The sequence below is a fragment of the Thermogutta hypogea genome (genome assembly GCF_055386265.1).
Map to the genome: position 1 here is coordinate 4347501 of NZ_AP042425.1, position 24241 is coordinate 4371741.

At 62.5% G+C, this 24241-nt stretch carries 16 protein-coding genes and 1 tRNA gene; 9 read left to right on the plus strand and 8 right to left on the minus strand.

Annotated features, from left to right (window positions below):
* Positions 1-12: 12 nt before the first annotated feature.
* Positions 13-2661, minus strand: a complete 2649-nt coding sequence (gene clpB, locus ACZ5B4_RS15630) for an ATP-dependent chaperone ClpB (RefSeq protein ID WP_464912162.1) — start codon at positions 2659-2661, stop codon at positions 13-15.
* Between the two features lie 226 nt (positions 2662-2887).
* Complete coding sequence (dnaK, locus tag ACZ5B4_RS15635; protein WP_464912163.1) at positions 2888-4801, minus strand: molecular chaperone DnaK; 1914 nt, start codon at positions 4799-4801, stop codon at positions 2888-2890.
* Between the two features lie 628 nt (positions 4802-5429).
* On the opposite strand from dnaK, the gene ACZ5B4_RS15640 reads away from it, so the two are divergent.
* A complete protein-coding gene (locus ACZ5B4_RS15640; RefSeq protein WP_464912164.1) occupies positions 5430-7145 on the plus strand; it encodes a diguanylate cyclase in 1716 nt (571 codons plus the stop codon).
* A 92-nt stretch (positions 7146-7237) separates the two neighbouring features.
* Here the strand turns inward: ACZ5B4_RS15640 and ACZ5B4_RS15645 are convergent, their stop codons facing one another.
* From ACZ5B4_RS15645 to ACZ5B4_RS15655, 3 genes are all read right to left on the minus strand, one after another.
* A complete protein-coding gene (locus ACZ5B4_RS15645) occupies positions 7238-8539 on the minus strand; it encodes an ABC transporter permease (RefSeq protein WP_464912165.1) in 1302 nt (433 codons plus the stop codon).
* 56 nt (positions 8540-8595) lie between these two features.
* Entirely contained in the window at positions 8596-9291 is a 696-nt protein-coding gene (locus ACZ5B4_RS15650) for an ABC transporter ATP-binding protein (protein ID WP_464912166.1), read from the minus strand.
* 136 nt (positions 9292-9427) lie between these two features.
* Complete coding sequence (locus ACZ5B4_RS15655) at positions 9428-11422, minus strand: ABC transporter ATP-binding protein (protein ID WP_464912167.1); 1995 nt, start codon at positions 11420-11422, stop codon at positions 9428-9430.
* A 309-nt stretch (positions 11423-11731) separates the two neighbouring features.
* Between ACZ5B4_RS15655 and ACZ5B4_RS15660 the strand changes: the two genes are divergently transcribed.
* Positions 11732-11814: transfer RNA gene (locus ACZ5B4_RS15660), tRNA-Ser, on the plus strand.
* Between the two features lie 118 nt (positions 11815-11932).
* Here the strand turns inward: ACZ5B4_RS15660 and ACZ5B4_RS15665 are convergent.
* The 3 genes from ACZ5B4_RS15665 to csrA all read right to left on the minus strand — a co-directional run bounded on the left by ACZ5B4_RS15665 (position 11933) and on the right by csrA (position 17480).
* The gene (locus tag ACZ5B4_RS15665; RefSeq protein ID WP_464912168.1) at positions 11933-13339 is read right to left on the minus strand and encodes an alginate export family protein; all 1407 of its coding nucleotides are present in this window, start codon (positions 13337-13339) and stop codon (positions 11933-11935) included.
* A 300-nt stretch (positions 13340-13639) separates the two neighbouring features.
* On the minus strand, positions 13640-16759 hold the full coding sequence (glnE, locus tag ACZ5B4_RS15670) for a bifunctional [glutamate--ammonia ligase]-adenylyl-L-tyrosine phosphorylase/[glutamate--ammonia-ligase] adenylyltransferase (protein WP_464912169.1): 3120 nt from the start codon (positions 16757-16759) through the stop codon (positions 13640-13642).
* A gap of 505 nt (positions 16760-17264) precedes the next feature.
* Positions 17265-17480 carry a carbon storage regulator CsrA gene (csrA, locus tag ACZ5B4_RS15675; protein WP_464912170.1) on the minus strand — a complete coding sequence of 72 codons (216 nt, stop codon included), beginning with the start codon at positions 17478-17480 and terminating at the stop codon, positions 17265-17267.
* Positions 17481-18243: 763 nt separating this feature from the next.
* Here csrA and ACZ5B4_RS15680 point away from each other — a divergent pair.
* From ACZ5B4_RS15680 to ACZ5B4_RS15710, 7 genes are all read left to right on the plus strand, one after another.
* Positions 18244-18801: a 4Fe-4S binding protein gene (locus tag ACZ5B4_RS15680; protein WP_464912171.1), complete on the plus strand. Its 558-nt coding sequence runs from the start codon at positions 18244-18246 to the stop codon at positions 18799-18801.
* A 96-nt stretch (positions 18802-18897) separates the two neighbouring features.
* The gene (locus ACZ5B4_RS15685; protein ID WP_464912172.1) at positions 18898-19338 is read left to right on the plus strand and encodes a DUF2203 family protein; all 441 of its coding nucleotides are present in this window, start codon (positions 18898-18900) and stop codon (positions 19336-19338) included.
* 180 nt (positions 19339-19518) lie between these two features.
* A complete protein-coding gene (locus ACZ5B4_RS15690; protein ID WP_464912173.1) occupies positions 19519-20181 on the plus strand; it encodes an NADH-quinone oxidoreductase subunit A in 663 nt (220 codons plus the stop codon).
* Between the two features lie 41 nt (positions 20182-20222).
* Positions 20223-20783, plus strand: coding sequence for an NADH-quinone oxidoreductase subunit C (locus tag ACZ5B4_RS15695; protein WP_464912174.1), 561 nt, complete (start codon positions 20223-20225; stop codon positions 20781-20783).
* Positions 20784-20858: 75 nt separating this feature from the next.
* Positions 20859-22061, plus strand: a complete 1203-nt coding sequence (locus ACZ5B4_RS15700; protein WP_464912175.1) for an NADH-quinone oxidoreductase subunit D — start codon at positions 20859-20861, stop codon at positions 22059-22061.
* Between the two features lie 142 nt (positions 22062-22203).
* Positions 22204-23511, plus strand: a complete 1308-nt coding sequence (gene nuoH / locus ACZ5B4_RS15705; RefSeq protein ID WP_464912176.1) for an NADH-quinone oxidoreductase subunit NuoH — start codon at positions 22204-22206, stop codon at positions 23509-23511.
* 7 nt (positions 23512-23518) lie between these two features.
* Positions 23519-24187 carry an NADH-quinone oxidoreductase subunit J family protein gene (locus tag ACZ5B4_RS15710; protein ID WP_464912177.1) on the plus strand — a complete coding sequence of 223 codons (669 nt, stop codon included), beginning with the start codon at positions 23519-23521 and terminating at the stop codon, positions 24185-24187.
* The last annotated feature ends 54 nt before the right edge of the window (positions 24188-24241 follow it).

Genomic DNA, 24241 nt, shown 5'->3' on the forward strand with positions numbered 1-24241 from the left:
GGCCGACGGTGATCAACTTTCGACGGGTTCGGCTTCCACAACCCGCTGGAAGGTGAAATCTCCCAGCTCGTAATCCACGCGGACCGTCATGCCCTCCCAATCGCTCACTTTGAGGAGTTCGACCGCCAAGGGGTTTTCGATCCGCTGTTGAATCACGCGTTTGAGCGGGCGTGCACCGTAGGTCGGATCGTAACCCAACTCGGCCACGGCCTCGACCGCGCGATCGGAGACCTCCAACCGGACGCCCTTCTCGGCCAGCCGCTTTCGGAGCCGCTCGATTTGGATATCGGCGATCTTGCGGATTTGCTCGCGCCGCAAGGGGTGGAAGATGATGATCTCGTCCACGCGATTCAAGAACTCCGGCAGGAAGTGATGCCGCAAGGCCTCTTGCACCGCGTCACGGATTTCCTCCTCGCGCCCCCCGCTCCGCGTGATCTCCTGGACGGCCTGGCTGCCGATGTTGGAGGTCATCACGATGATGGTATTCGTGAAGTCCACCGTGTGGCCTTGGTTGTCCGTCAACCGGCCGTCGTCCAGCACTTGCAACAAGATGTTGAACACGTCGCGGTGGGCCTTTTCGATTTCGTCCAGCAGGACCACGGCGTAGGGCCTGCGGCGGACGGCCTCCGTCAGGACGCCGCCTTCCTCGTAGCCCACGTAGCCCGGCGGCGCTCCGATCAGGCGGCTCACCGTGTGCCGCTCCATGAACTCGCTCATGTCGAGGCGGACGACGGCGTTTTCGTCGTCGAACAACACCTCGGCCAGGGCCTTGCACAGCTCGGTCTTGCCCACGCCGGTGGGACCCAGGAAGATGAAGGACCCGATGGGCCGCTTGGGATCTTGCAAGCCGGAGCGGCTGCGTCGGACGGCGTCGGCCACCGCCCGCACCGCCTCGTCCTGTCCCACGACGCGAAGGTGCAACCGCTCCTCCAGGACGATCAGCTTGGCCCGCTCGGTCTCCATCATTCGGGCGACCGGTACCCCGGTCCAAGCGCTGACGACCTCGGCGATCTCCTCTTGGCCGACCTCCAGCCGTAGCAAACGGCGTTCGTCGGAGACGGGATAGGCCGACTCTTGTTCCTCCAAGGCCTTCTGCAACTGCCGCCGCCGGATGTCCAGTTCATAGAGCCGTTGGTAGTCGGCCTCGGGCACCATGCTTCCCGACGATTGCTTGTCCTTGATTCCGGCCTGGAGCTGATTGAATTCGTGCTCCACCTGCTGCAATTCCTGCCGCAGCTTTTGGATTTCCTCGAGGGCGGCTTTTTCGCTTTCCCATTGCCGCCTCAAATCCTGCAACTCCTTGCGGAGCTTGGTGATCTCCTCTTGGATTTCCCGCCGCCGCTCCTTGGCGTGCTCTTCGTTCTCCTCCGCGAGTTGCCGCTCGGCCAATTCCAGTTGCACGACCCGGCGTTGCAGTTGATCGATTTCGACGGGCACGCTTTGAAGCTCCATGGCCAAGCGGCTCATGGCCTCGTCCACCAGGTCGATGGCCTTGTCCGGCAGGAAGCGGTCGGTGATGTAGCGATGGGACAGATGGGCCGCCGCCACCAAGGCCGAGTCCTTGATTTTCACGCCGTGATGGGCTTCGTAGCGGGGTTTCAATCCGCGGAGAATGGCGATCGTATCCTCGACGGAAGGCTCGCCCACGTACACCGGTTGGAAACGGCGTTCCAGCGCGGCGTCCTTCTCGATGTACTTGCGGTATTCGTCCAGGGTGGTGGCCCCGATGCAGCGCAGCTCTCCCCGGGCGAGCGCCGGTTTGAGCAGATTGGCGGCGTCCGAGCCGCCTTCGGCGCGACCGGCCCCGACCACGGTGTGCAGTTCGTCGATGAAGAGGATGATGTTGCCGCCGGCCGCCTCCACCTCCTTCAAGACCGCCTTGAGCCGCTCCTCGAATTCGCCGCGATACTTGGTTCCCGCGACCAATGCCCCCATGTCCAGCGCGATGACCCGCTTGTTTTTCAGGTTTTCGGGTACGTCGCCGTCCACGATGCGGAGGGCCAGGCCTTCCACGATGGCCGTTTTGCCCACGCCGGGATCGCCGATCAGAACCGGGTTGTTCTTCGTCCGCCGTGAGAGGACTTGCATCACGCGGCGGATCTCTTGATCGCGGCCGATGACCGGATCGAGCTTGCCTCGCCGCGCGCGTTCCACCAAGTCGATCCCGTAGCGTTCCAAGGCTTGGTACTTGGACTCCGCGTTGGGGTCGTCCGCGCGGCTGTTACCGCGAACGGCCCGCATGGCCTCGTGGATCTCTTTTTCAGTTACCGCGTTGAGCGCAAGAATGTCCTTGGCCTTGGAAGGGGCCTGCGTCAGCCCCAGCAATAGGTGCTCGGTGGAGACGAACTCGTCCTTCATCGCGTCGGCCGCCCGTTGAGCCTGCTCCAGCACCTTCATCAACGCTGCCGACGGCTGCCGCTGGGCGTCGCCCGAGATCCGCGGCAAGCGCTGCAATTCGGCCTGGAGCATCCGCTCCAGGTGGCCGAATTGGACGCCGATCCGCTGGAGCATGGGCCGGGCGATGCCGTCCTTTTCGCTCAACAATGCCTCCAGCAGATGCAGGGGATCGATTTCGGGGTTTTGCCGATCAGCGGCCCGGGATTGCGCCTCGGCGACCGCCTCCTGGGCTTTGATGGTCAATTTGTCGAAACGGAATGCCATGGGGATATCCTCCTGTTCGGATTCATCTTCTTTGTGATTTCGTCTTGTCGTGATGCCTTCCGGATCGGCCGACCGCCGCCGCGTTGGGTGGGAGCGGATTGCGCTCGGGCGGAGCGGAGAGCGACCGGTCCGTAAAAAAGGCCGCCGGATCGCGTGTGCGATCTTCTAGCGGCCTGGAAGCGATCCGGGGAGCAAGCACGCGGCGGTGCCGGGCCGGCGCGACGGCTCACTTCACCTCGAACTCGGCGTCGATGGTGTCGTCGTCCTTGCCTTTGCCGGAGGCGGCGCCGGCGGAGGCGTCGGCGGTTCCCGCGGCGGTAGCCCCGGCCCCGGCGGTCGCACGCTCGTACAGCGTCTTGCTGAAGGCGTGTACGGCGGCTTCCATTTCCGCGATCGCCGACTTGATCCGGTCCGCGCTGTCGGACTTGGCGGCCTCCCGCGTCTTCTCGATCGCCCGCTGGATCGCCTGCCGATCCGATTCACCGAGCTTCGCCTCATTCTCCTTGAGCAGTTTTTCCGTCTGCCAGCAGAGGTTGTCGGCCTTGTTGCGCAACTCGGCCAGCTCGCGTTTGCGGCGGTCCTCCTCGGCGTGCGACTCGGCCTCGCGGCGCATCCGTTCGATCTCGTCTTTGGATAGGCCGGCGGACTGCTCGATGCGGACCTTTTGCTCCTTGCCGGTCCCCAAGTCCTTGGCCGAGACGTGCAGGATGCCGTTGGCGTCGATGTCGAAGGTGACCTCGATCTGGGGGACGCCGCGCGGCGCGGGCGGGATGCCTTCGAGGTTGAACATACCCAACAGGCGGTTGTCCGCCGCCATCTCGCGCTCGCCCTGATAGACCTTGATGGTCACCGCGGTCTGGTTGTCGTCGGCCGTGCTGAAGACTTGCTTCCGTTCGCACGGGATCGTGGTATTGCGTTCCACGATGCGGGTCATGATGCCGCCGAGGGTCTCGATGCCCAGCGACAGCGGCGTCACGTCCAGCAAGAGCACGTCCTTGACTTCGCCGGCGAGCACGGCGCCTTGAATGGCGGCTCCCACCGCCACCACCTCGTCCGGGTTGACGCCTTTGTGCGGCTCCTTGCCGAACATCTGCCGGACCAGCTCCTGCACCTTGGGAATCCGCGTGGAACCGCCCACCAGAACCACCTCGTCGATGTCTTTCGGCGAGAGCCGGGCGTCTTGCAAGGCCAATTCGACGGGCTTGCGGCAGCGTTCCACCAGGTGATCGACCAACCGCTCGAACTGCGATCGGGTGAGGGTCATCTGCAAGTGCTTGGGGCCGCTCGCGTCGGCCGTGATGAAGGGCAGGTTCAATTCCGTCTGCTGGACCGAGCTAAGCTCCTTCTTGGCCTTCTCGCAAGCCTCTTGCAGTCGCTGCAAGGCCATGGGGTCCTTGCGGAGGTCGATGCCGTAGTCCTTCTTGAATTCGTCGGCGACATAGTCCACCAGCGCCCGGTCGAAGTCGTCGCCTCCCAAGTGCGTGTCGCCGTTGGTGCTGATGACGCGGAATACGCCGTCCGCCACCTCGAGCACCGAGACGTCGAAGGTCCCGCCGCCGAGGTCGAAGACCACGATTTTCTCCGAAGTCTTCTTGTCCAAACCGTAGGCCAACGAAGCCGCCGTCGGCTCGTTGATGATCCGCACGACCTCCAAACCGGCGATTTGACCGGCGTCCTTGGTGGCCTGCCGCTGGGCGTCGTTAAAATACGCCGGAACGGTGATCACCGCCTTGTTCACGCGATGTCCCAGGTAGGCCTCGGCCGCCTCCTTGAGTTTTTGCAAAACCTTGGCCGAAATCTCGGGCGGCGTGTACTCGCGATCGCCGATCTTGACCTTCACGTAGTCGCTCGATCCGCCCACGATCTGATAGGGAACGATCGTTTCTTCCGATTGGACTTCCTCGCGGCGGCGGCCCATGAATCGCTTGATCGAGTACACCGTCCGCTTGGGATTGGTAATGGCTTGACGTTTTGCCGGCTCTCCGACCAAGACCTCGCCCTTTTCGGTGAAGGCCACCACGCTCGGGGTCAGGCGATTTCCCTCTTGATTCGGAATCACCTTGACTTCCTTCCCCTCCATGACGGCCACCACCGAGTTGGTCGTACCCAGGTCGATGCCGATGATTTTTTCTTCAGCCATTGAAACGACTCCTTTTATTCGTGAATGTTGTTATTCGCTCAAAAACCGCTTGACAGAGAGATGTCTCCCGCCCGTTTTGCCCTGGTTTCCGTTCCAAAGCGACGCGGGATGCCTCATTATCCCGCTCCCGTGGATGCCAATTCCATGCTGCAAAATGCGCGCCGCGCTCGCTCAGAACGCAGTATCGTTGCTTTAAGTTTTTGAATGACATGATGTTGTGTCAATTCGTAGGGCTGCCGGGCGAGTTCGCGGAGCTGGCAAAAAGAGATGGGCTGCCAAAATGGCACCTAGGCTTGGGCCATGCGTTGGGACGACGGTGCTCCGCGGCAACCAAAGAGCGGACGCCGCGCAACGCGTCCCTTCGCACGGCGAAACGGATTGTGTTTCTCCGAGAGGGGTTGTGCGGCCCCCATTCCTCGATGCCATCAATCAACGTTCGTAGGGTTTGTTTCGTGTAGGCCGATCGATGCGAATGTGCCGGTCACACCGGTTGCGACGCCTTCGTTCGAACGACCGATCGAGTTCCCCTCGCCCGCTCGGGCAGTGTCGACCGGAATTATAATCTATCTTTTTTTGACCATACCCAACGCATCTACTGATGGAAGACAACAACAGGGAAAGGATGGCGATGACGGAAGACAAGGCTTCGGAAACACATGAGTTTTCGGCGGCGGGCGAGGGCCGTACTTCGGCTCCCGATATCCCGCTGGTCGAGCGTGCGCGCCCCATGGAGCCGCCGCCGCCGGATGCCGCGATCAAGGTTCTTGTGGTCGATGACGACGCGACGGTTCGCCGCCTTTTGACCCATCTTCTCCGCGGCGGACAGTACGAAACGTTAGAGGCGGCCGACGGAGCCGAGGCCCTGCAGACCGTTCTCCGGGAACGTCCCGACATCGTTCTGACGGATTGGGAAATGCCGCACATGGACGGACCGACGTTGTGCGGGCGGATTCGGGCGGCCGATCTGCCTTATTACGTCCACGTGCTCTTGCTCACCGCCCGCAATACCCCCGAGAACGTCGTCCAGGGATTGCAAAGCGGTGCGGACGACTATCTCACCAAACCGGTGCAAAAGGCGGAACTCTTGGCCCGCCTCAACACCGCCCGGCGGATCGTGGCCGCCAACCGCCAAACCGCCCGGCTGGCACGTACCGACGCCCTCACCGGACTCTTGACGCAAAGGAGCTTCTTCGAGCACCTTTACCATCACTTCTCCCTGGCGAAACGGCACGGGCGGGCGTTGGCCTGCGCCGTGGTGGATTTGGATTACTTTAAGCGGATCAACGACGTCCACGGGCACCTGGCAGGGGACCTCGTACTCCGCACCGTGGCCGGCCTCCTGCGTCGGACGGCGCGCGAGTCGGACATCGTCTCGCGGCACGGCGGGGAAGAGTTCTGCGCTCTCCTGCCGGATACGGACGAAAGCGGCGCCGAGCGGTGGGCGGAACGACTGCGCGGGATGCTGGCCCGAGAAATCATTCATTTGGAGTCGGGCGAAGACCTTTCCGTGACGTGCAGTGTGGGCGTGGCCGGCCTGCGGGAAGATACGTTGACTCCCGAACAGTTGGTGGATCGTGCCGATCAGGCCCTGCTGTGCGCAAAACGAAGCGGCCGCAATCGAGTCGTGCGTTATCTCGCGGTGATCGGCGGCGACAAGAATGCGCCGCAAGGAAAGGCCCCGGAGGACATCTTCGCGGGAGTTACGGCGCGGGATGTCATGACGCCCATCGTCAGCCCCCTGCATGCGGAAACCCCGACGCGAAATGCCGCCGATTTCTTCCTCCGCTCCCGGATCACTTCGGCCCCGGTTGTGGATGACGACGGCAAGTTGGTCGGCGTGCTGTCGGAAAAGGACTTGATGGCCGCGATCGCCACCTTGGATGGATGGCAGAGACCGGTTTCACAGCTAATGCAACGGCAGGTCATCGCGTATGAAGAAAATACGCCCCTGCCGGCGATTTATGAATTCCTATGCCGGGTGGCTTTGCGGCGGGTCATCATCGTTCGGGCGGGAACGCCCGTCGGAGCCGTCAGTCGCGGTAGTCTGCTCCGCTGGTTCCACTGCCGGCTTGTCGCTTTGGGCATGTTGCCCGACAAGCGGGGCGGCGATGGGGTAGCGACCGGTGACCGGACGCGAGAGACGCTGATCCGTACGGCCCGATGCATCTTGGAAGAGGCCGAGGAATTCATTCGCGGTCTCGCATGCGACGAGGGAGACTTGCAAGCTCGAGTCATCGCCACGGCCACCCAATTGCAGGGCCTTACCACGGAATTGCTCGCGCAATCGGGAGGCAGCGCTTGCGCCAACGGTGTTTTCTTCTCGCTGGGGGCGAATCCGGAATAACGGTGCGACGGCGGGCCTCTCCGTCCGCCGGGCCGGGCGCCGACGTGGCGGCCGGGCGACGCTTTCAGCGGAGAAAGGCCGGGGCAGGTCGATCAACCGCCGTGCGCCAGGGCCTTGGCTACGTCCGTGCGGTAGGCGATCAAGGCCGGCATATAGCCCACGATGGAGGCCAACACGATCAGACCGGGGATGAGCACCAGCTCGATCGGTTGGGCGCTGAGGGCGCTGATACGGATGCCGGTCTGCTCGAAGATGGTGCCTGAGAAGGCCCCGATCAGCCCGTGGCCGAGAAGGACGCCCACCGCCCCGCCGCCCAGCGAGAGCAAAATCGACTCCAACAGGACGACGAGCATCACGGTGCTGCGCTTGGCGCCCAACGCCCGCATGATGGCGATTTCCAACTGCCGTTCGGCCATGGAATTGTAGATGCTTACCATGAGGCCGATGCCCGCCGTTACGACGATCATGACGGCGAAAATGAGGAGCACGGTTTGGATGTTGCCGAGCAATCCTTCGAACAGCTTGGCGACCTCCTCGCTCGGGACCACCGCTTGCAGGCCGGGCGAATCTTGGACGACCAAGCGGGGTAGTTCCATGGCGCGCGCGGAGTTGGTCCAATCGCGTTTGACCAGCACGGCCGTCAACGCCCGTTCGTCATCCACGTCGTGGCCCTCCTCGGCGTGGCCCTTCTCGGGGTCGGCCTCTTCGTCGGCCTGACCCGTCTCCCGCTCCATCGCTTGATCGTGATGATGTTGTTGCCAGAAACCGCGGATGTTGATGAAGAGGACGCGATCGACGGGCGTCCCGGTGGGCTTGAGGACGCCGGTGATTTCGTACTCCTCGGCGTGTTCGTGCGTGCCCTGACCCGACGTCGTGTGCGCGACCTTGAATTTGTCGCCCGTCCCCAAACCGGTCCGCCGGGCGACGGTGGCTCCGATCACCGCTTGCCAGGGTTGGTCGGCGGCGAAGCTCGTCCCCGACTCGAATTCGTAGGGCCGGTCGCCGAAGTAGCGGAAGGTTTCGAATAGCTCGGGCACGGTGCCCACGGCGGGAAAACCGGCGTAGAATCCGCCCATGCACACGGGAATCGCCGCCTCGACCTCTCCCGCAAAACGTCCGCTGTGCAAGTCCTCGTACACTTGGTAGGGAATGGTGCCGCGAGGGGTTTGCAAGTAATAGACGGTACTGAGGACCAATTCCAGCGGCCCGCCCCGTGCCGGCCCCACGATCAGGTCGTAGCCCTGCGAACTGCGCTTGAAGGAATGGTCCAGGATTTGATAGATCACCAAGACGGCCACGACCAAGGCCACGCCTAACGCCATGGAAAACGCCGTCAAGCTCGAAGAGACGGCCCGATGCTGAATGCTCCGCCAAGCGATTTTCCACAAGTTCATGGCAGCGTCTTTTGGGTTGAGTTGAAAGGAAACGAGAGGCCCGGGAATGATGCCGCTTAAACCTTGCGGCTGAGAATCAGATTGATTTCCGCAAGGTGAACCAAGCGCGGGAATTGGGCCGCAACCTCAGGACTGTGCGTCACCAGGATCAGGGCCACGTTTTCCTCACGGCAACCCTCTCGAAGCAAGTCGAGGATGACCTGCTGATTCCCCGTGTCGATATTGGCCGTCGGTTCGTCGGCCAGAATCAGCTTGGGGCGATTGGCGAGAGCCCGGGCGACGGATACCCGCTGCTGCTCTCCCACGGACATTTGCCGCGGGCGGTGGTGCATGCGGTGTCCCAGCCCTACCCGTTCCAAAAGCTGCCTGGCACGGTGCACATCCGGCTTCCCGCGACCGAACGTCATCCCGAGCAGGACGTTTTCTAGCGCGGTGAAGGCCGGCAGCAGATTGAAAGTTTGGAAAACGTAGCCGATATTTTCCGCTCGAAAGCGATCGCTTTCCGCCTCCGATAGGAGGGTGATATCCCACCCGTCGATGCGTACCTGCCCTTCGTCCGGCCGACTGATTCCGGCAATCACGTGGAGGAGCGTCGTCTTGCCGCAGCCGCTCTCCCCGACAATGACTACCTGCTCTCCCGCCCGAACGGTGAATTCGGGAATATCCAAGATGGGGAGAACTTCGCCGTCGGGGGTTTGGAATGATTTCCGCACGTCCCGCAGGACCAGCAACGCTTCTTCGGTAAATACCATAGGGATGATCTCCTTGGCCGCTTGCTCCTACGGTTCAAGGTTCGGCGCGGTTCGCAAGTACCGCGGCCGCCCGGGAACGGCCGCTTGCTCGCGCGGCCAAGGCATCGATCAATGCCGGGAGAGGGTGCCGACCGTCCTATGCGGAGACGCGAAGCTCCTCGAATTGCAAGCTGAATAGCCGGCGGTAGGCCTCGCAGCGGGGCAGGAGTTCGCCGTGGGTGCCGTCGGCCACGACTCCGCCGTCTTGCAGCAGTATGACCCGATCCGCGGTTTGAACGGCCGCCAACCGGTGGGTGATGATGATCGTGGTCCGGCCTTGGACGAATTTTTCCAGCGCCCGTTGGATCAATTGTTCGCTTTCCACGTCGATCTGGCTGGTCGCTTCATCCAGGATCAAGATGGCGGGATCTCGGAGGATCGCCCGGGCCAGCGCGATCCGTTGCCGCTGCCCGCCGGAAAGCAAGCTCCCCATCGGACCCACCACCGTTTGATACCCGTGAGGGAGTTCTTCGGTGATGAAACGGTGGGCGTTGGCGGCCACGGCCGCCGCGACGGCCTGTTCTTCGCTCGCGCCGGGGGAGCCGTAGCGGATATTATTCACCACCGTGTCGTTGAAGAGCAGCGGTTCCTGCGTCACCACGCCGATCTGCCGCCGTAGGGAACGTAGCCGGATGTTCGGCAGCGGCACCCCGTCCAGGCGAATCTCGCCCTGGGTGGGGTCCGCGAAGCGCGGGATCAGCGAAGCCAACGTGCTCTTGCCGCAGCCGCTCGGCCCCAAAATCACCAAAGTTTGCCCGAACGGTATTTCCAGGTTGATGTCGCGGAGAACGGGCCGGTCGGCGGTGTAGGCGAAGCTCACGTGGTCGAAGACGATATGCCGGTGATGCCGCGGGACGGCCACGGCGTGAACGGCGTCTTTTACCTGCGGTTTACGGTCGATCACCGCGTGGATTCTGTCGGCCGCCGCGGCCGCACTTTGCAGTCCGGAAAACACGTCCGACAATTTGCGGATGGGATCGGCGGCACCGGCCAAGAAGGCGTAAAACAGCACCAGGCTGGGCATCGAGATGGGCTGGGAAGCCATGGGGATCCCGAACAGCGAGGTCTGCTCGCGGAGGACCAGGTACGCGCCGGCCATCATCGCCAGGGAAATGATCCCGATCCCCAGCACCTCGGTTAACGGATTGGTTAAAGCGTCGTACCAGGCGATTTTCAGACCGCGGCGGAGGTAGCGGCGGCTGATTTCGCGGAATCGTCGCCGTTCGTGCGGCTCCATGGTGAACGCCTTGACGGCGCGGATCGACCGAAAGGCCTCTTCCAGCGTGCCGTAGAGGACGGACATCTCTTCCATGGCCCGGCGGTTCGCCCGTTTGATGCTCCGCCCCAATTGTCGCACCGCCCAAGCGGCCGGGGGTACCACCAAGAGCGAAACCAGCAGCAGGGGCCAACTGATAACGGCTGCACCGATCAGGCACGCCGCCATCTTCAGCGGTTCGCGAATCAGTTTGCCCGACAGGATGACCACGCCGCCGTGCACGCACTGGATATCGTGCGTGAACCGGCTCATGAGGTCGGCCACCCCCTCGTTGCTGAAGGTGTTGACATCCAGCTCCAAAGCGTTGCGGAAGAAACGGGTCCGCAGGTCGTGGACCACGCTATGGGCCAGGTAGCCCACCAGCACGATGTTGAGCACCAAGGCCGCGCTCTTAAGGACCGTACCCACGAGCAGCGCGGCGATCACCAGCAGCAGGGTTTGGAACGGGTCGTCGGGCGTCCACCGCCGGATCCAGGGTCGCATGCCCAGGTAGCGGGACAGCAGCAGCTTTTCGCTGTTCAGCTTCTGTTCCAGCGTCTGAGCGCGGAGTTTCGCGCCCGCATCACCCTCGGGGCCTTCCCGCCGTAAGGAGTCAAGCTCTTGTTCCAGCCGGGCGATATCCTGCCGGGCTTCGTCGATCTTCATGTCCACCCAATAGTGGAGGGATTCGCCGCGAAACGAGACCTCGACGATCGGGTAAACGGCCGAGATGTTGCCTCCCCAAAGGACGCCCACCAGCACCGCCGTCACGGTGACGCCGCACAAGACCCAAGGGTGACGAAAAACCAGAGCGAATACGCGGCCGAAGTTACCCATCCCTGGTGCGATCCTGTCGGGCAAGACACGACGATTGACCGGGACTTCGTGTTCCCGGGAAAGAACGAATCGCTCGATGTCCGCAGCGGTCCCTGGAGGGCGCGCGAAAACCGGCAGCCATAACTTGTACCAAATTACGGCTCTTTGACAAAGACGAATCCGGCTTTTCCGGGGTGCCGGTTTTTCGCTCTTGGGCAAGCGGGGAGAAATAAGGGGGGCCGACGGCCGACACTCCGCGCTGACGGGACCGCCCGGCTACGCTATAATCCCAAAAGGTGGTGGGAGTTCGTTCACGGACGCCGCCGACTTGGAGGGTATGCGAATTGGTGAGCAGCCACACTGGAGATGTGGTGCCCCGTAAGGGGTTGCGGGTTCGAGTCCCGTGCCCTCCGCTGCGTGAGGATGTCCCGGACGCCAAGGTCCGTTCGCCTATTCCCCACGTTCTCTTGCGCCTCGTTCTCTTTCACCTCGCGCTTTTTCTTTTCTCCGGGGCGTCGCCCTGCGATCGGCTCAGAAGTTGAGCGTGAACTGGGTATAGAAGAAGTCGGCGTCGCCGCGATAGACCAGGCCGGGCGTCTCCTTGTAATAATCTCCCGCGAAGAAATGCGAGTATCCGAACAACAGATCCGCCCGCGGGGAGAGCGTCCACGTCGCGGTGAGGTCAAGCTCTTGCCCCAAGTAAGAGTCGGCCGGTGGATTGGCGCCGTTGAACGGCGTCATCGCGACGGTATAGGGAACGTCCTTGGTGCTTTCCAGGAAGAAGACGTAATACCAGGCGGCCAGCTTCAGGCGATCGCAGGGAGCAAGCGTGAGTTGCACATTGGGCGACTCGATGTTGCGCCGGCCGAATAGGTCCATGTATCCCAAGTATTTGTGGGCGAGCGGAAAGAGGTGGTGATAGCCGTTGCCTTGGGTACGGGAACCGGACGCCCAGTCGTAGTAGGCCCAGAGGGCGGGGGACCATGGCAATTCGGGAAACTTTCGCCCCAGTCCGAGCGTCCAGCTTCCCGCCTGATGATCGCGCCCTTGATATTTCCCCAATTGCAGGTCCAGTTCCGCTTCGTAACCCCACGGACCCGCTTCGCCCGCCAGCCGCGTGCCCAGGGTGTCGAACTCGAAATCTTCGCGCTCGTTTTCCAAGCGAAGATAATAGACGTCCCACGTCTGTCGACGCCCTAGTTTCCGCGTGGCGTACGCTCCCCAGAACTCTTGGTCGTAGTCGGGCGAATCGAACTTTTTGGCGTTGACGGTGACCGGGCGGACCCAGAACGCATCCACGTTCCAGGTTTCACCCTGCCACAGAATCTTGTAGCCCTCGAAGGTCCGCCGGGTGTTGGCCCAATCGAGCGGCGAGACCGTGCGTTGGGCTCCGTAGATCAGCTCTTGCCGCCCCAACCGTGCCCCCAGCTTCCCCGCCGCGCCTTCCCAAATCTGAACTTCGCCGAACAGATTGAGCACGTCGGCGCGGTTTTCCTCGATGGCGCGGGGCGGGTAATCCTCGTAATTGCTGACGGCGTCGATTCCCTCGAAGTAAAAGCGGAAGCGCTCCACGATCTCGACGTTCGTGTAAAGCCGCGTGCGGTACAGGAGGAAATCGTCGTCGCGACCGGTCAGCCCCAGCCCGCGCATATTCCGCTCGCCGTGATATCGCAAGCGGAATTGGCCTCCGACATCGTAAGTGATGGACGGACCGAAGTGTAATCGCTTGAAGGCGTCGCCGAGATAGACCGACTCCGTCTCAGGGCTGAGCAGATAGCTGAAATTGTTGTCGTAGAAGACCGCCTTGTGGCTGGTTGCGGCGGGGTCTTGCCCCAGTGCTTGCCGACAATCCCCAAGACCGACGCACAAGGCCGCAAGGCTTACCGTCAACAAGCATCCGTGCACGAAGGATCGGGCCGAGGTCGCTCCGTCACCCATGGATCGGATCCTTCCTGGAAATCCGCTTGGGAAAAATGTGAATAGGACCGTCTTACGGGAACTGTTTGTGTCATCGGAATTGCTACTCAGTCAATTTAGATGGTGTTTATTGGCGAACCACAGTCGAGCTTGAGCCGTGCGCGTGCTATCGATTGTGTAAAGTTTGCGGGCCGTTCTTGCACGGCTTGCACTGCCGAACGGCCAAGACCTGGAGCGAGCAAGCCGGCGGAAGACGGCAACGGAGGCCGAGGCTGCACGAACGTCGCCGCGCGAAAAGGTGCTTCGGGGAGGCCGCAGCTATTACCCCTCCACCATGCGATCGAACACCCGGCGGTTTTCGCGGAGGTAATCCTCGACCGTTTTGAGCAGGGCGGGCGGGCCGTCCGTGCCCATCAAATGGCTGAGCTTGGTCAGTTCGGTAGGATCGTTGGGGAGGTGATTCCGTGCCGTCACGCTGACCAATCGCAGACGGCCTTCCAAGGTGCGGAGAAAGGTGTAGCTTTCCAGCAAGTACTGATAGTCGCCCTCTTCCAAGAGTCCCGCGCCGTAGAGACGCCGCAACGCCTCCCAGGTCGAGGCGGTGCGAATTTGCGGGCAATCGCCGCCGTGCCGCAATTGCAGCATTTGCACGACGAACTCGATGTCCACGACGCCGCCCGGCCCTCGCTTGATGTCGAATTCCTTGGACGCCGTTTCTTCCAGACGCCGCCGCATCTCGGCGATCTTATGGCGGAATTCGTCCTTCCAGGGTTGCCCGAAGGCGGCTTCGTGGATCACGTTCAGCGCCCGCTGCCGCATGGCGGGCGACGCGAAGACGACGCGGGCCTTGCAGAGGGCCTGGCGTTCCCAGAGGTCGGCCTCGCCCTCGCGGAAGTAGCGGGCGAATTCATCGAGGGGAAACACCAGCGTGCCGCTCTTGCCGGTCGGTCGCAGCCGCGCGTCGATCTGGTACAGACGGCCGTGCGGGCCTAGGTGCGACACGTCACGCGTGATCCGCTGCGCCCATTGGCTGAAGAAATGCTGATTCGTCGTGCCCTCGCGCGGGCGACCGTAACGACCGCTGAAGAGCGGGACGGTCTCCCCGTCGCCCTCGTAGAGGAAAACGACGTCCAGGTCGGATTGGTAGCTCATTTCGTGGCCGCCGAATTTTCCCATGCCCACGATAATCATCTCCGCGGCGAGGTCCGCCGAAGCGGCGCCGGCGAGGGCGGGCTGGCCGTATTTCAGCACCAGACTCTCATATTCCTTGGCGGCGATTTCCGTCAGGCATGTCTCGGCGACTTGCGTGATGACCCGCGTGATGGCCTCGTAGTTGTCCTTGCCGAGGAGGTCGCGGACGCCGATCTGGAGAAGCTGGTCGCTCTGGAAGGCGTGGAGGATCGGTTCGATGTCCTCGGCCGACTCGCAAAGCTCTTGCAGCATCCGTTCCAAGAATTCGGGGGTGGGAAGCCGGTCCAGCACCAGGCTGTCCATGAGGCTGTCGATCATGCCGGGATGGCTGATGAGCAGCCCCGCCAAGAAGGGACTGTACGCGCACAGTCGGACGAAGAGTTTCAAAGTCGGCGGATTGAATCGGAATAGCTCCCACAGCACGCCCTTGCCGCCCAGCGAATCGGCGACCTTGTCCAGCGTGACCAGCGTGGCGTCGGGGTCGGGCGAAGCGCTCACGGCGGAGAGAAGGGCCGGAGCGATGGAAGCCAAGAAATGCCGGCAGCGCCGCGTGGAAAGGAACGGGATGCGCTCCTCGGCCAACGACATGAAGTTGCGATAGGCCTGGAGCGGTTCGCGAAATCGATAGCGGGAGAAGACGTTGCGGATGAGTTGCTCGGGCGGATCGGGATCGAGCACCAAATCCACCTCGGCCGTGGTTTCCTCGTCGTCCTGAAAGGCCTCCTGGAGCAGGTGATTGAGGATGCGGCGATTGCGCTCCGTGAAACGGCGATAATCGGCCTCGAAGGCGCGATCCGCGGGTCTGGTCTTGAGGTCGGGGTAGCCCATCCGCATGGCCAATTTCCGCAGCTCCTCCCGTTCGGTCGGCAGGGAATGCGTCTGCAAGTCGAACATGATTTGCAAGCGATGCTCGAGCTTGCGGAGAAAGTGGTAGCTTTGCTGGAGATGGAAGCTCTCTTCGTGGCTGAGCAGGCCGGCCTCCTCCAAGCGCGCGACGGCCTCCAAGGTGTTGCCGGTCCGCACCGCCGGCATGTCGCAGCCGTGCAGCAATTGCAGGAATTGGATGGCGAACTCGATGTCGCGGATGCCGCCCCAGCCGTTCTTGACGTCTTCCGCCTCGATGCCGTCGCGGCGGGCACGGCTCTCGATGCGACGGCGGAGGGATTTGATGCCGGAAATGTCGGCGCGACCGAGAAAGCGGCCGTACACCCAAGTCTCCAGGCGTTTCAGGAACTCGAAACCCAGCTCCAAGTCTCCCGCCACGGGCCGGGCCTTGATGTAGGCCTGCCGTTCCCAAGTCCTCCCGCGAATATCGTAGTAGTGCAAGGCGGCGGGGACGCTGATGGCGGCCGGACCCTTGTCACCTTCCGGGCTGAGGCGGCGGTCGACTCGATACACGGCACCCAACTCGGTGCGATGGGTCAACAGGCGTACGATCTCCTGGACGACGCGCTGGAAGAACTCGGCATTCTCCACGCATCGCGGCCCGGTAGTCGCGCCCTCGTCTTCGTAAATGAAAATCAGATCGATGTCGCTGGAGTAGTTCAATTCGGTTCCGCCGAGCTTTCCCATACCGAGAATGAAAAAGCCCGCCGTACCGCCGCCCGGCGTTTGCGGCCGACCGAAACGCTCCACGCATTTCGTCCAGGCCGTCCGCAGGGCCGCCTCCAGCACCGCGTCCGCCACAAACGAGATTTGCTGGGCGACGGTCAGCACGCTTTGGTTGCAAATGAAGTCCCCGTAGGCGATTCGCAGCATCTGCCGCTGCTTGAACCGCCGTAGGGCGTTCAGAATTTCGTGATCGTGCCGCAAGGCACTCACTTCGTAGGTCAATTCATCGACCAGCTCCTCGCGCGGCAGCGGTTCGCCCCGGGAAACGTGCAAGTAGTCGAAGCATTCCGGCTCGCGGATCAAGATGTCGCTAAGGTACTGGCTGGACGAAAAGAACTGGAGCAACGGAGGCAAGGCCCCCGGCTCTCGCTCGAAAAACGCGGCCAGCGACAACGGACTGCGGACCGCCGCGAAGAACCGCTCCAGGTTGTTGAGGGCCATGTCGGGATCAGCCAGCAAGGGCAAAGCGGCCTTCAATTGCCGACAGAGCGTTTCGGCAAGATCCCGGGAGATGCTTTGGGAGAGTATTTGCGATAGATTGGCGACACCGCGCCGAACATCTCGCATCCCGACGGCGCGGAGCCAGTCCGCGGCGGCCTCGGACATCGGGAGGGTACTGCCAAACGCGGGCTGTTCCATGGCCGGGACCGCCACGATCCGGGAGAGCTAGTGGGAAATGGATGGAAACCTTCGTCGAAACTACGAATCGCGACATGAGCCGCGATCGCTCGGACCCGCGTGGCAAGGCGAATCGCCCCGGGCCGACCGTTGCGGGCCGAGCGAGCGCCTGCCCGACACCGGCGATGCCGGATGCGGTCGTGCAGTCGCATCATTCGGGAGCCGCCTGCCCATTAACGCCATTTTGAAGTCCGCGTGGAGCCGGAGCAACCGCCGATTCCTGGGCGAGGACGGGCCCGCGGTACAGCCGGGTGGATCGAGCCTTGCCGACGTGCCGCCGCGAACGTACGTTCCGTTTTTACGCGGAACGCCCTAGGCGACCATGGTCGTCAATGTTTCAAACTTCGGGAGCGGAAAGAACGGGAACCGGGAAGAGCGGTTACGGAGGGAAACGACTTGGCGGGCCAATTTCACCTGGACGGGAAAATGGACGCACAAATTCTCGGAGCCGCGGTTCGGGCATCCTTTACGATTGCGCGTCTTCCGTGGCCGGCTGATGGTTTTCCTCGCTTTCGCGGCTTTTGGCGCGGATAGCGTCGAAAACCTCTCTCCGATGGACCGGCACTTCCTTCGGTGCCGTAATCCCGAGGCGGACCTTGTCACCTCGGATGTCAACGACCACAATAGTGATCTGGTCGTTGATCACGATACTCTCGTTCTTCTTTCGAGCCAGAACTAGCATCCTTCCATCCTTTGCAGAAGCTGGCTGCGCGAACTACGGCGCGATCACGGCGCAGGGTGTGAGCGCGCGAGACAACTTTTCACTATCCGACCATACTTGCCTAAAATCAACCTGTCAAGCAATATCCACGCGGCGCCGACCGTAGTCGCATACCTCTTTAGAGGTAAAGTGCTCCTACTCCAGCTAATCTTTCGTCAACTTCAACCCAATATTTGCCGATCGAATCGACCCGGCTTGCAGCGACATCAGTGCAAGCACGGTGCCGCAGAGCTGTCGCTCAACCCGGAAGCTTGAGGTGTCTTCGCGCAGGCACCACCTCAATATGAACTATACACATTTTCAGTCGTGTGTCAAGAAAGCGACATATCGGTGATGTCCCATTCCGGGGTCACCCCTGCGACGAAACTGCTAAGACCGCTTTGCGGGCATTGGGGGACGTCTCGTCGGAAGCGACCGAGCCGACGCAGCACCTTCCTTTGGGAATACAGCGCCTTCTTTTATAGGAGTTCTAAAGCGGCTGCTCCGCTCGATCGTGGCCAAGAGCGATCTGACGGAAACGGTTTCGGACGGCGGCCGGTCGCGTTGTCCGATGCTCGCACGAACTTATAATGAAACGACGGTTTGGTCGTCTCAATCTTCCGTGGGACCCGCGGCCGAGGCGCTGAATCCGTTAGGATGCCCCCAGAGTTCGGCGTGCGCATCGCACGGCACAGTTGAGCGGCGTCCGCCTTCCGTTTCGAGGTTGTAATCCGGGGAATTCTTTATGTCTGGTATCGCAAACGCGACATACGGCTTTATCGGCTGGTGGCGGAATGTCTTCCAGGCCGTGAGCACGACGGTGGAGGCCCTTTGGGTTACGTTGCGGACCTGGGTCACGACGTACAGCCGCCGGCGGGGAACTTTCACGCACTCTTACGAATACCCGGAAAGACCGGCGGTCATCGCGCCGCGATACCGCGGCTTTCACCGCTTCGACCTGACGTCGTGCATCGGCTGCGACCGCTGCGCCCGCGATTGCCCGGTGGACTGCATCTACATTACCAAGGAACGGGTGCCGGGCCGAAAAGGCTTTCGGGTAACTTCGTTCGTCATCGACTACACGAAGTGCATGTTCTGCGCGTATTGCACCGAGAATTGCCCGGTCGACTGCATTTTCATGGGTTCCACCTACGATCTGAGTTGCTATTCCCGAGACGGTTGTGTGGTCGATTTCGCCCGACTGCCCCTGGAAGTGGCATGGGGGAAGAATACGCTGAACCCCACGGCAGTCGCTCTTTCCAAGGCCGTCACGCAGCCGGTGGACGAAGGTCCGGGCGCATGAGCGGACGGGATCGCGCCAATGCAGCGGCAGTCGGCGGCTGCGTCGCAATTGCTTCTCAGTATCAAGCCCCAGCCAAATCTTTAATCGAACCCTTCCATGAATCGTGAAAATTCCGTCACCGATGAAGGCGCGTGGTTTTCCTTGCGGGAAGCCAACTCGGTATTGGTCGGGGTCCGGCCTATCGTGGAGCGTATGGTCGCCTTGGCCGAAGACGTTCAGCTTCGGAAGGAGCGCCTGGCGGAGTTGAATCGCGGTGCGCGAGAGCGGCACCCTCTCTACCGAGAAGAAGTGACCGCCATGGAACGTTCCCTGGAAGAGGACATCCTACGATTGCAGGGGTACGTGCGGGAAATCGTGGGGTTGGGCGCCGAGATCAAGAACATCCGGGAAGGCATCTTGGATTTTCCGGCCCGTCTCGATGGGCGGCCGATTTGGCTCTGCTGGCGCCTGGGGGAACCGGAAATCCGGTTTTGGCACGAATGGGATGCCGGATTCGCCGGGCGGCGGCCCATCTCCGAGCTGCCGGAGCTTTCGTAAGCTCGCGCGACGCCCTTTCACCGGGCGAGTCTGCGACGCAAGTCTGCGGCACAACGTTTCCTAGAACCCGCCGGTGCGCAGGTTTCGCGGACTTGCATCCGCAGGGGGATGCCCTACAATGGGATTTTTCAGTAGCAAAGCTGGCGAATTTTGCAACCGCTCCGGGAGTGATTGGCCCGCATGTCTCCGGTTTTGGTGGTTGGATACCTCTTGCTATTCTTCGGCGCGGCCGTGGCCGTCGTGCTGGGAGGTCTTTTGATCGGTCGGTTGCTCCGCCCGAATAATCCCACCCCCGTCAAAGGCGACATCTATGAGTGCGGCGAGCCTTCGCTCGGCACGGCGGACGTGCAGTTCGACCTGCGTTTCTACGTGGTCGCTTTGGTGTTCCTGATTTTCGACGTGGAAGTGGCGTTCTTCTTTCCCTGGGCGACCGTGTTCGGAAAGGCCGCTCAACTCAGCGATCGTCGTTTGCCGGTGGATGCCCAGGTGATGCGGTTCGAAGAACTGGGCTTGGGGCCGGTGCTGGAATCCTCGGTGCGGGATCGGCCGGGCGGCGCGGTGGTGGACGGCGTGCCGGGCGAGGCGGCCGGCTTTAGGGCGAACGGCGGTGCGAATCCGGTGCGCGTGCGGGGTACGGCGTTCGAGTCCCCGGGTCCGATCCACGAAGCCCACCGGCCCTCTTGGGTGGAAGATGTTCCCGTCTTCGGACGACGACTGGCGCGGCTGGCCATGTGGGATATCGCCGTTTTTTTCGGGATCCTCATGGTGGGCTTCGCGTATGTTTGGCATCGGGGAGATTTGAACTGGATTCGCACGCCGCCGAGAGGCGAGGGAGGAGACTAGCCGAAAGGCCGTCGTTCACGCATCGCCGGGGGGGCCCGGCCGTGCGGGATTCCGATGCGATGGGAGGTGTCGTGGAAACCGCTTGGGTTGCTGAACGTTTGAAGGCCCGGTTCGGCCAGGCCGTCGAGGGCGTGCAATCGCCCGGCGGAGACGAGGCCGTCGTGGTGTCCGCCTCCGCGCTGCCGGACGTTTGCCGCTTCCTCCGCGACGAACCGGACTTGCGCTTTGAGATGCTGAACTGCATCACGGCGGTGGATTATTTGCAAACGGATGCGAAGAAGGCGGCCAAAACGTCCTGGCAACCGCACTTGGAGTTGTTGTATCACCTGTCCAGCTTGACGCATCATGCGCGGTTGGTGCTGAAAGTGTTGTTGCCGCGCTGGCGGGACGACGTCCCCGGCCGGTTGCCGCGGGTTCCCAGCGTGACCGGAGTCTGGAAGGCGGCCGACTGGCACGAGCGTGAGGTCTATGACTTGTCGGGCGTCGAGTTTACCGGCCATCCCGACTTGCGACGCATCCTGTGCCCGGAGGACTGGGAGGGGCACCCGTTGCGGAAGGATTACCAGATGCCGAAGGAGTATCACGGCATTCGAGTTCGATAGCCACCGGCGGCCGGCCGTTGGCAGCCGCAAGGCCGACGATCGGCCGGCCCCTACATACAAACCATTCGGGAAACCATGTCCGAAGATCGGGAATCCCTCGCCGCCGCGGGCGAATTGCGGACCGAAGAACTGCTGATCAATATGGGGCCGCAGCACCCCAGCACGCACGGCGTGTTGCGGGTGGTGTTGCGCACCGACGGCGAGTTGGTTCTGGACGCCGTGCCGCATATCGGGTACCTGCATCGCTGCGCCGAGAAGATCGGCGAAAACGTCACCGCCCGGCAGTGGATTCCCTACACCGACCGGATGGACTACCTGGCGGGCATGAACATGAATCTCGGCTGGTCGCTGACGGTCGAGAAACTGCTGGGATTGCAGGTGACGGAAAAGGCCCGCCACCTTCGCGTTCTGATCGCGGAATTAGGGCGTATCGCCTCGCACTTGGTCGCGGCGGGCACGTACGGCCTGGACCTGGGCAGCTTCACGCCTTTTATGTATTGCTTCCGCGAACGCGAGAAGATTCTAAATCTCTTCGAGGCGGTCTGCGGGGCGCGGCTGACGTACAGCTACATCACGATCGGCGGCATGATGGCCGACCTGCCCCCCGGCTGGTTGGAGGAATGCGAGTCCTTTCTCGATCAGTTCAACCCCGTCATCGACGACTTGCACGACCTTCTTTCTACGAACGCGATCTTCATCAAGCGGACGGCCGGCGTCGGCGTGCTCTCCCGCGAGGACGCCTTGGATTACGGCTGCACGGGCCCGGTACTGCGAGGAAGCGGCGTGGATTGGGACCTTCGTCGCGACGGCGATCCCTTTTACACGCGGATGTACGAGGGTTATGATTTCGAAACGGCCGTCTGCCGAGAGGGGCGTTATCCGCAGAATCCGCCGTGTCCGGACGTCCCGCCGGAGGCCGTGCTCGGCGACTGCTGGCATCGCTTTTTCGTCCGCATGGTGGAGGTCGCCCAATCCATACGCTTGGTGCGGCAGGCGATCGACCGCTATCGCAAAGCGGAGGGCGACATCGGCCGGCCCATCAAATTGAACGACAAACTCCCGCCGGGCGAGGTCTACTTGGAGACCGAATGCCCCAAGGGACAGATGGGCTTTCTCGTGGTCAGCCAGGGCGAGGCCGTGCCGTGGCGGGCACGGGCGAGGAGTAGTAGTTTCTGCAATTTGTCGGCGCTGCGGCACCTCAGCCGGAATTGCCTGATCGCGGACGTGCCCGCCATCGTAGGCTCGCTGGACATCGTGCTGGGAGAAGTGGATCGCTGATTGCGGCCGCCGGGCGCGGCGGGGAACAAGTCAAGAATGGCAAGTCAAGAATGGAACGCGGCGGCGGGCGGCGGCAGGCCGAATCGCCCCCCATCAGGAAGTCTCGAGAAATCAACGCGGCGAATACGAGAGCCGGATTGACATGGCCGAGTGGCTGATCCAACAACTGGGCGGAAGCACGACCTCGTCTTGGGCGTGGATGATCTACGCCGGCGTGGCGCTCTTCCAGGTCGGCGTCATTTTGGCGATCGTGATGACGATCGTTCCCTTCGCCACCTGGGCCGAGAGGAAGATCGCCGGGCGCATCCAAGATCGTCTCGGTCCCACGCGGGTGGGCGGACGGTTCGGCTGGCTTCAACCGCTGGCCGACGGCCTCAAACTGTTGAGCAAGGAGGATTTGATCCCCCGAGAGGCCGACGGCTTCTTGTTCCGCCTGGCTCCCTATGCCGCTTTCGCCCCGGCCTTCGCCGTTTTCTTGGCGTTGCCGTTTGCCGACGGCTGGGTCGCCCAACACCTGAACATTGCCGTGTTCTTCATCCTGGCGGTGGCCGGATTGGAGGTCTTCGGCATCATCCTGGGCGGCTACGCCTCCGGGTCCAAGTGGTCGCTGCTGGGCGCCATGCGGGAGGGGGCGCAAGTCGTCAGCTACGAGGTACCGCTGACCTTTTCCGCCGTGATTCCCGTGCTCATCGCGGGGACCATGGATTTGACGGCCATCGGCAACATGCAGCAGGGTTGGTTCTGGAACTGGTTCCTGTTCCACGACCCTTTCACCTTTGCCGCCTTTTGGATTTTCATGACCTGCGCCACGGCGGGTACGAACCGCGCCCCGTTCGACCTGGCCGAAGCCGAGAGCGAGTTGGTGGCGGGGTTTCACACCGAATACTCGGGCTTTCGCTGGAGCGCCTTTTACATGGGCGAGTATGCCTCCATGACGGCCTTCAGCGGATTGGCCGCCATCCTGTTTTTGGGCGGTTGGAACGGTCCCATCCCGATTGTTTCGGCGGTGGGTTTGACCGCCGCCAACGGACCGGCGGCGGGTTTTCTCGGAAATCTCCTCGGGGCCGTGAACTTCCTCGCCAAGTGTCTGGCGGGCGTGGTGTTCATGATGTGGCTCCGCTGGACGCTGCCCCGCCTGCGCATCGACCAGGTGATTGCCATGTGTTGGAAGTATTGCTTCCCGTTGGTGTGCGGGGCCTTCGTGGGGGCCGTGCTGTGGACGTACTTTTTCCCCGGCGGTTTGATTCTCGGGCGGCCCCTGGGAACCGTGCCCGAGGTCGTATCTCCCGGCGTGCCCCGCGTCGTTGCGACGGATGTCGCGGAACGGACCGGGACGTCGGCTTCACAGGACCCGGGCGGAGGCTGCCGGTTTTGCCGAGTGGGGATCGCCGCCCGCGATCCCGAGCAAGCTGGGTCGAGATCAGCTTCGGAGGGCCGCTCCGGCGGGTGAAAACGTCATGGATTGGAACTGGGTCTTTTTCATCATCCTCGCCGCGATCACGATTACGGCCGCCGTGTCGGCCGTAATCACGACGCATATCGTGCGCATGGCCTTTTACTTGGTCGTCTGCCTGGGGGCCGTGGCGGGCCTGTTTTTCTTGGCGGGCGCGTATTTCGTGGGCGCCATGCAATTGATGGTCTACGTCGGCGGCACGGTCGTGCTGATCGCCTTCGGCGTGATGCTGACCGCCCGAACTCCCTTCGTACGGATGCAAACCACTCCCGATCAATGGTTGCTGGCCTTGGCGACGGCGGCGACGCTGTCGGTGGTGCTGGTGCAGGCGAACCTGCGGTTTCCCCGACCGATCGACGCGCAACCGCCGGCTGCGGAAGCGGCGGTTTCACCCGGCCGGCTGGGGGCGGCGCTCTTGGGGCTGCGGATCGACGCGGCCTCTTCCGCGGAAGCGGGCGACGCTACGGCGACCTTCGGCTTGGCGTACTTGCTGCCCTTCGAGCTGGTTTCCGTCCACTTGCTGACGGTGCTGATCGGGGCGGCCTACTTGGCCCGGCTCCGGCGTCCGGCGGGCACGCAATCCGAGGGGCGTCGCGAACCGGATTGGCAACAATCGGATCGTCCGGATGCGGCCCTTACCGCCCTCGCCGCCGGGCAAGAGGGCGGATCGTGACGTCCTTCGCCGCAGCGCGCGGTCGGCATTCCGAGCCGGTTTCGGAACGCCGGA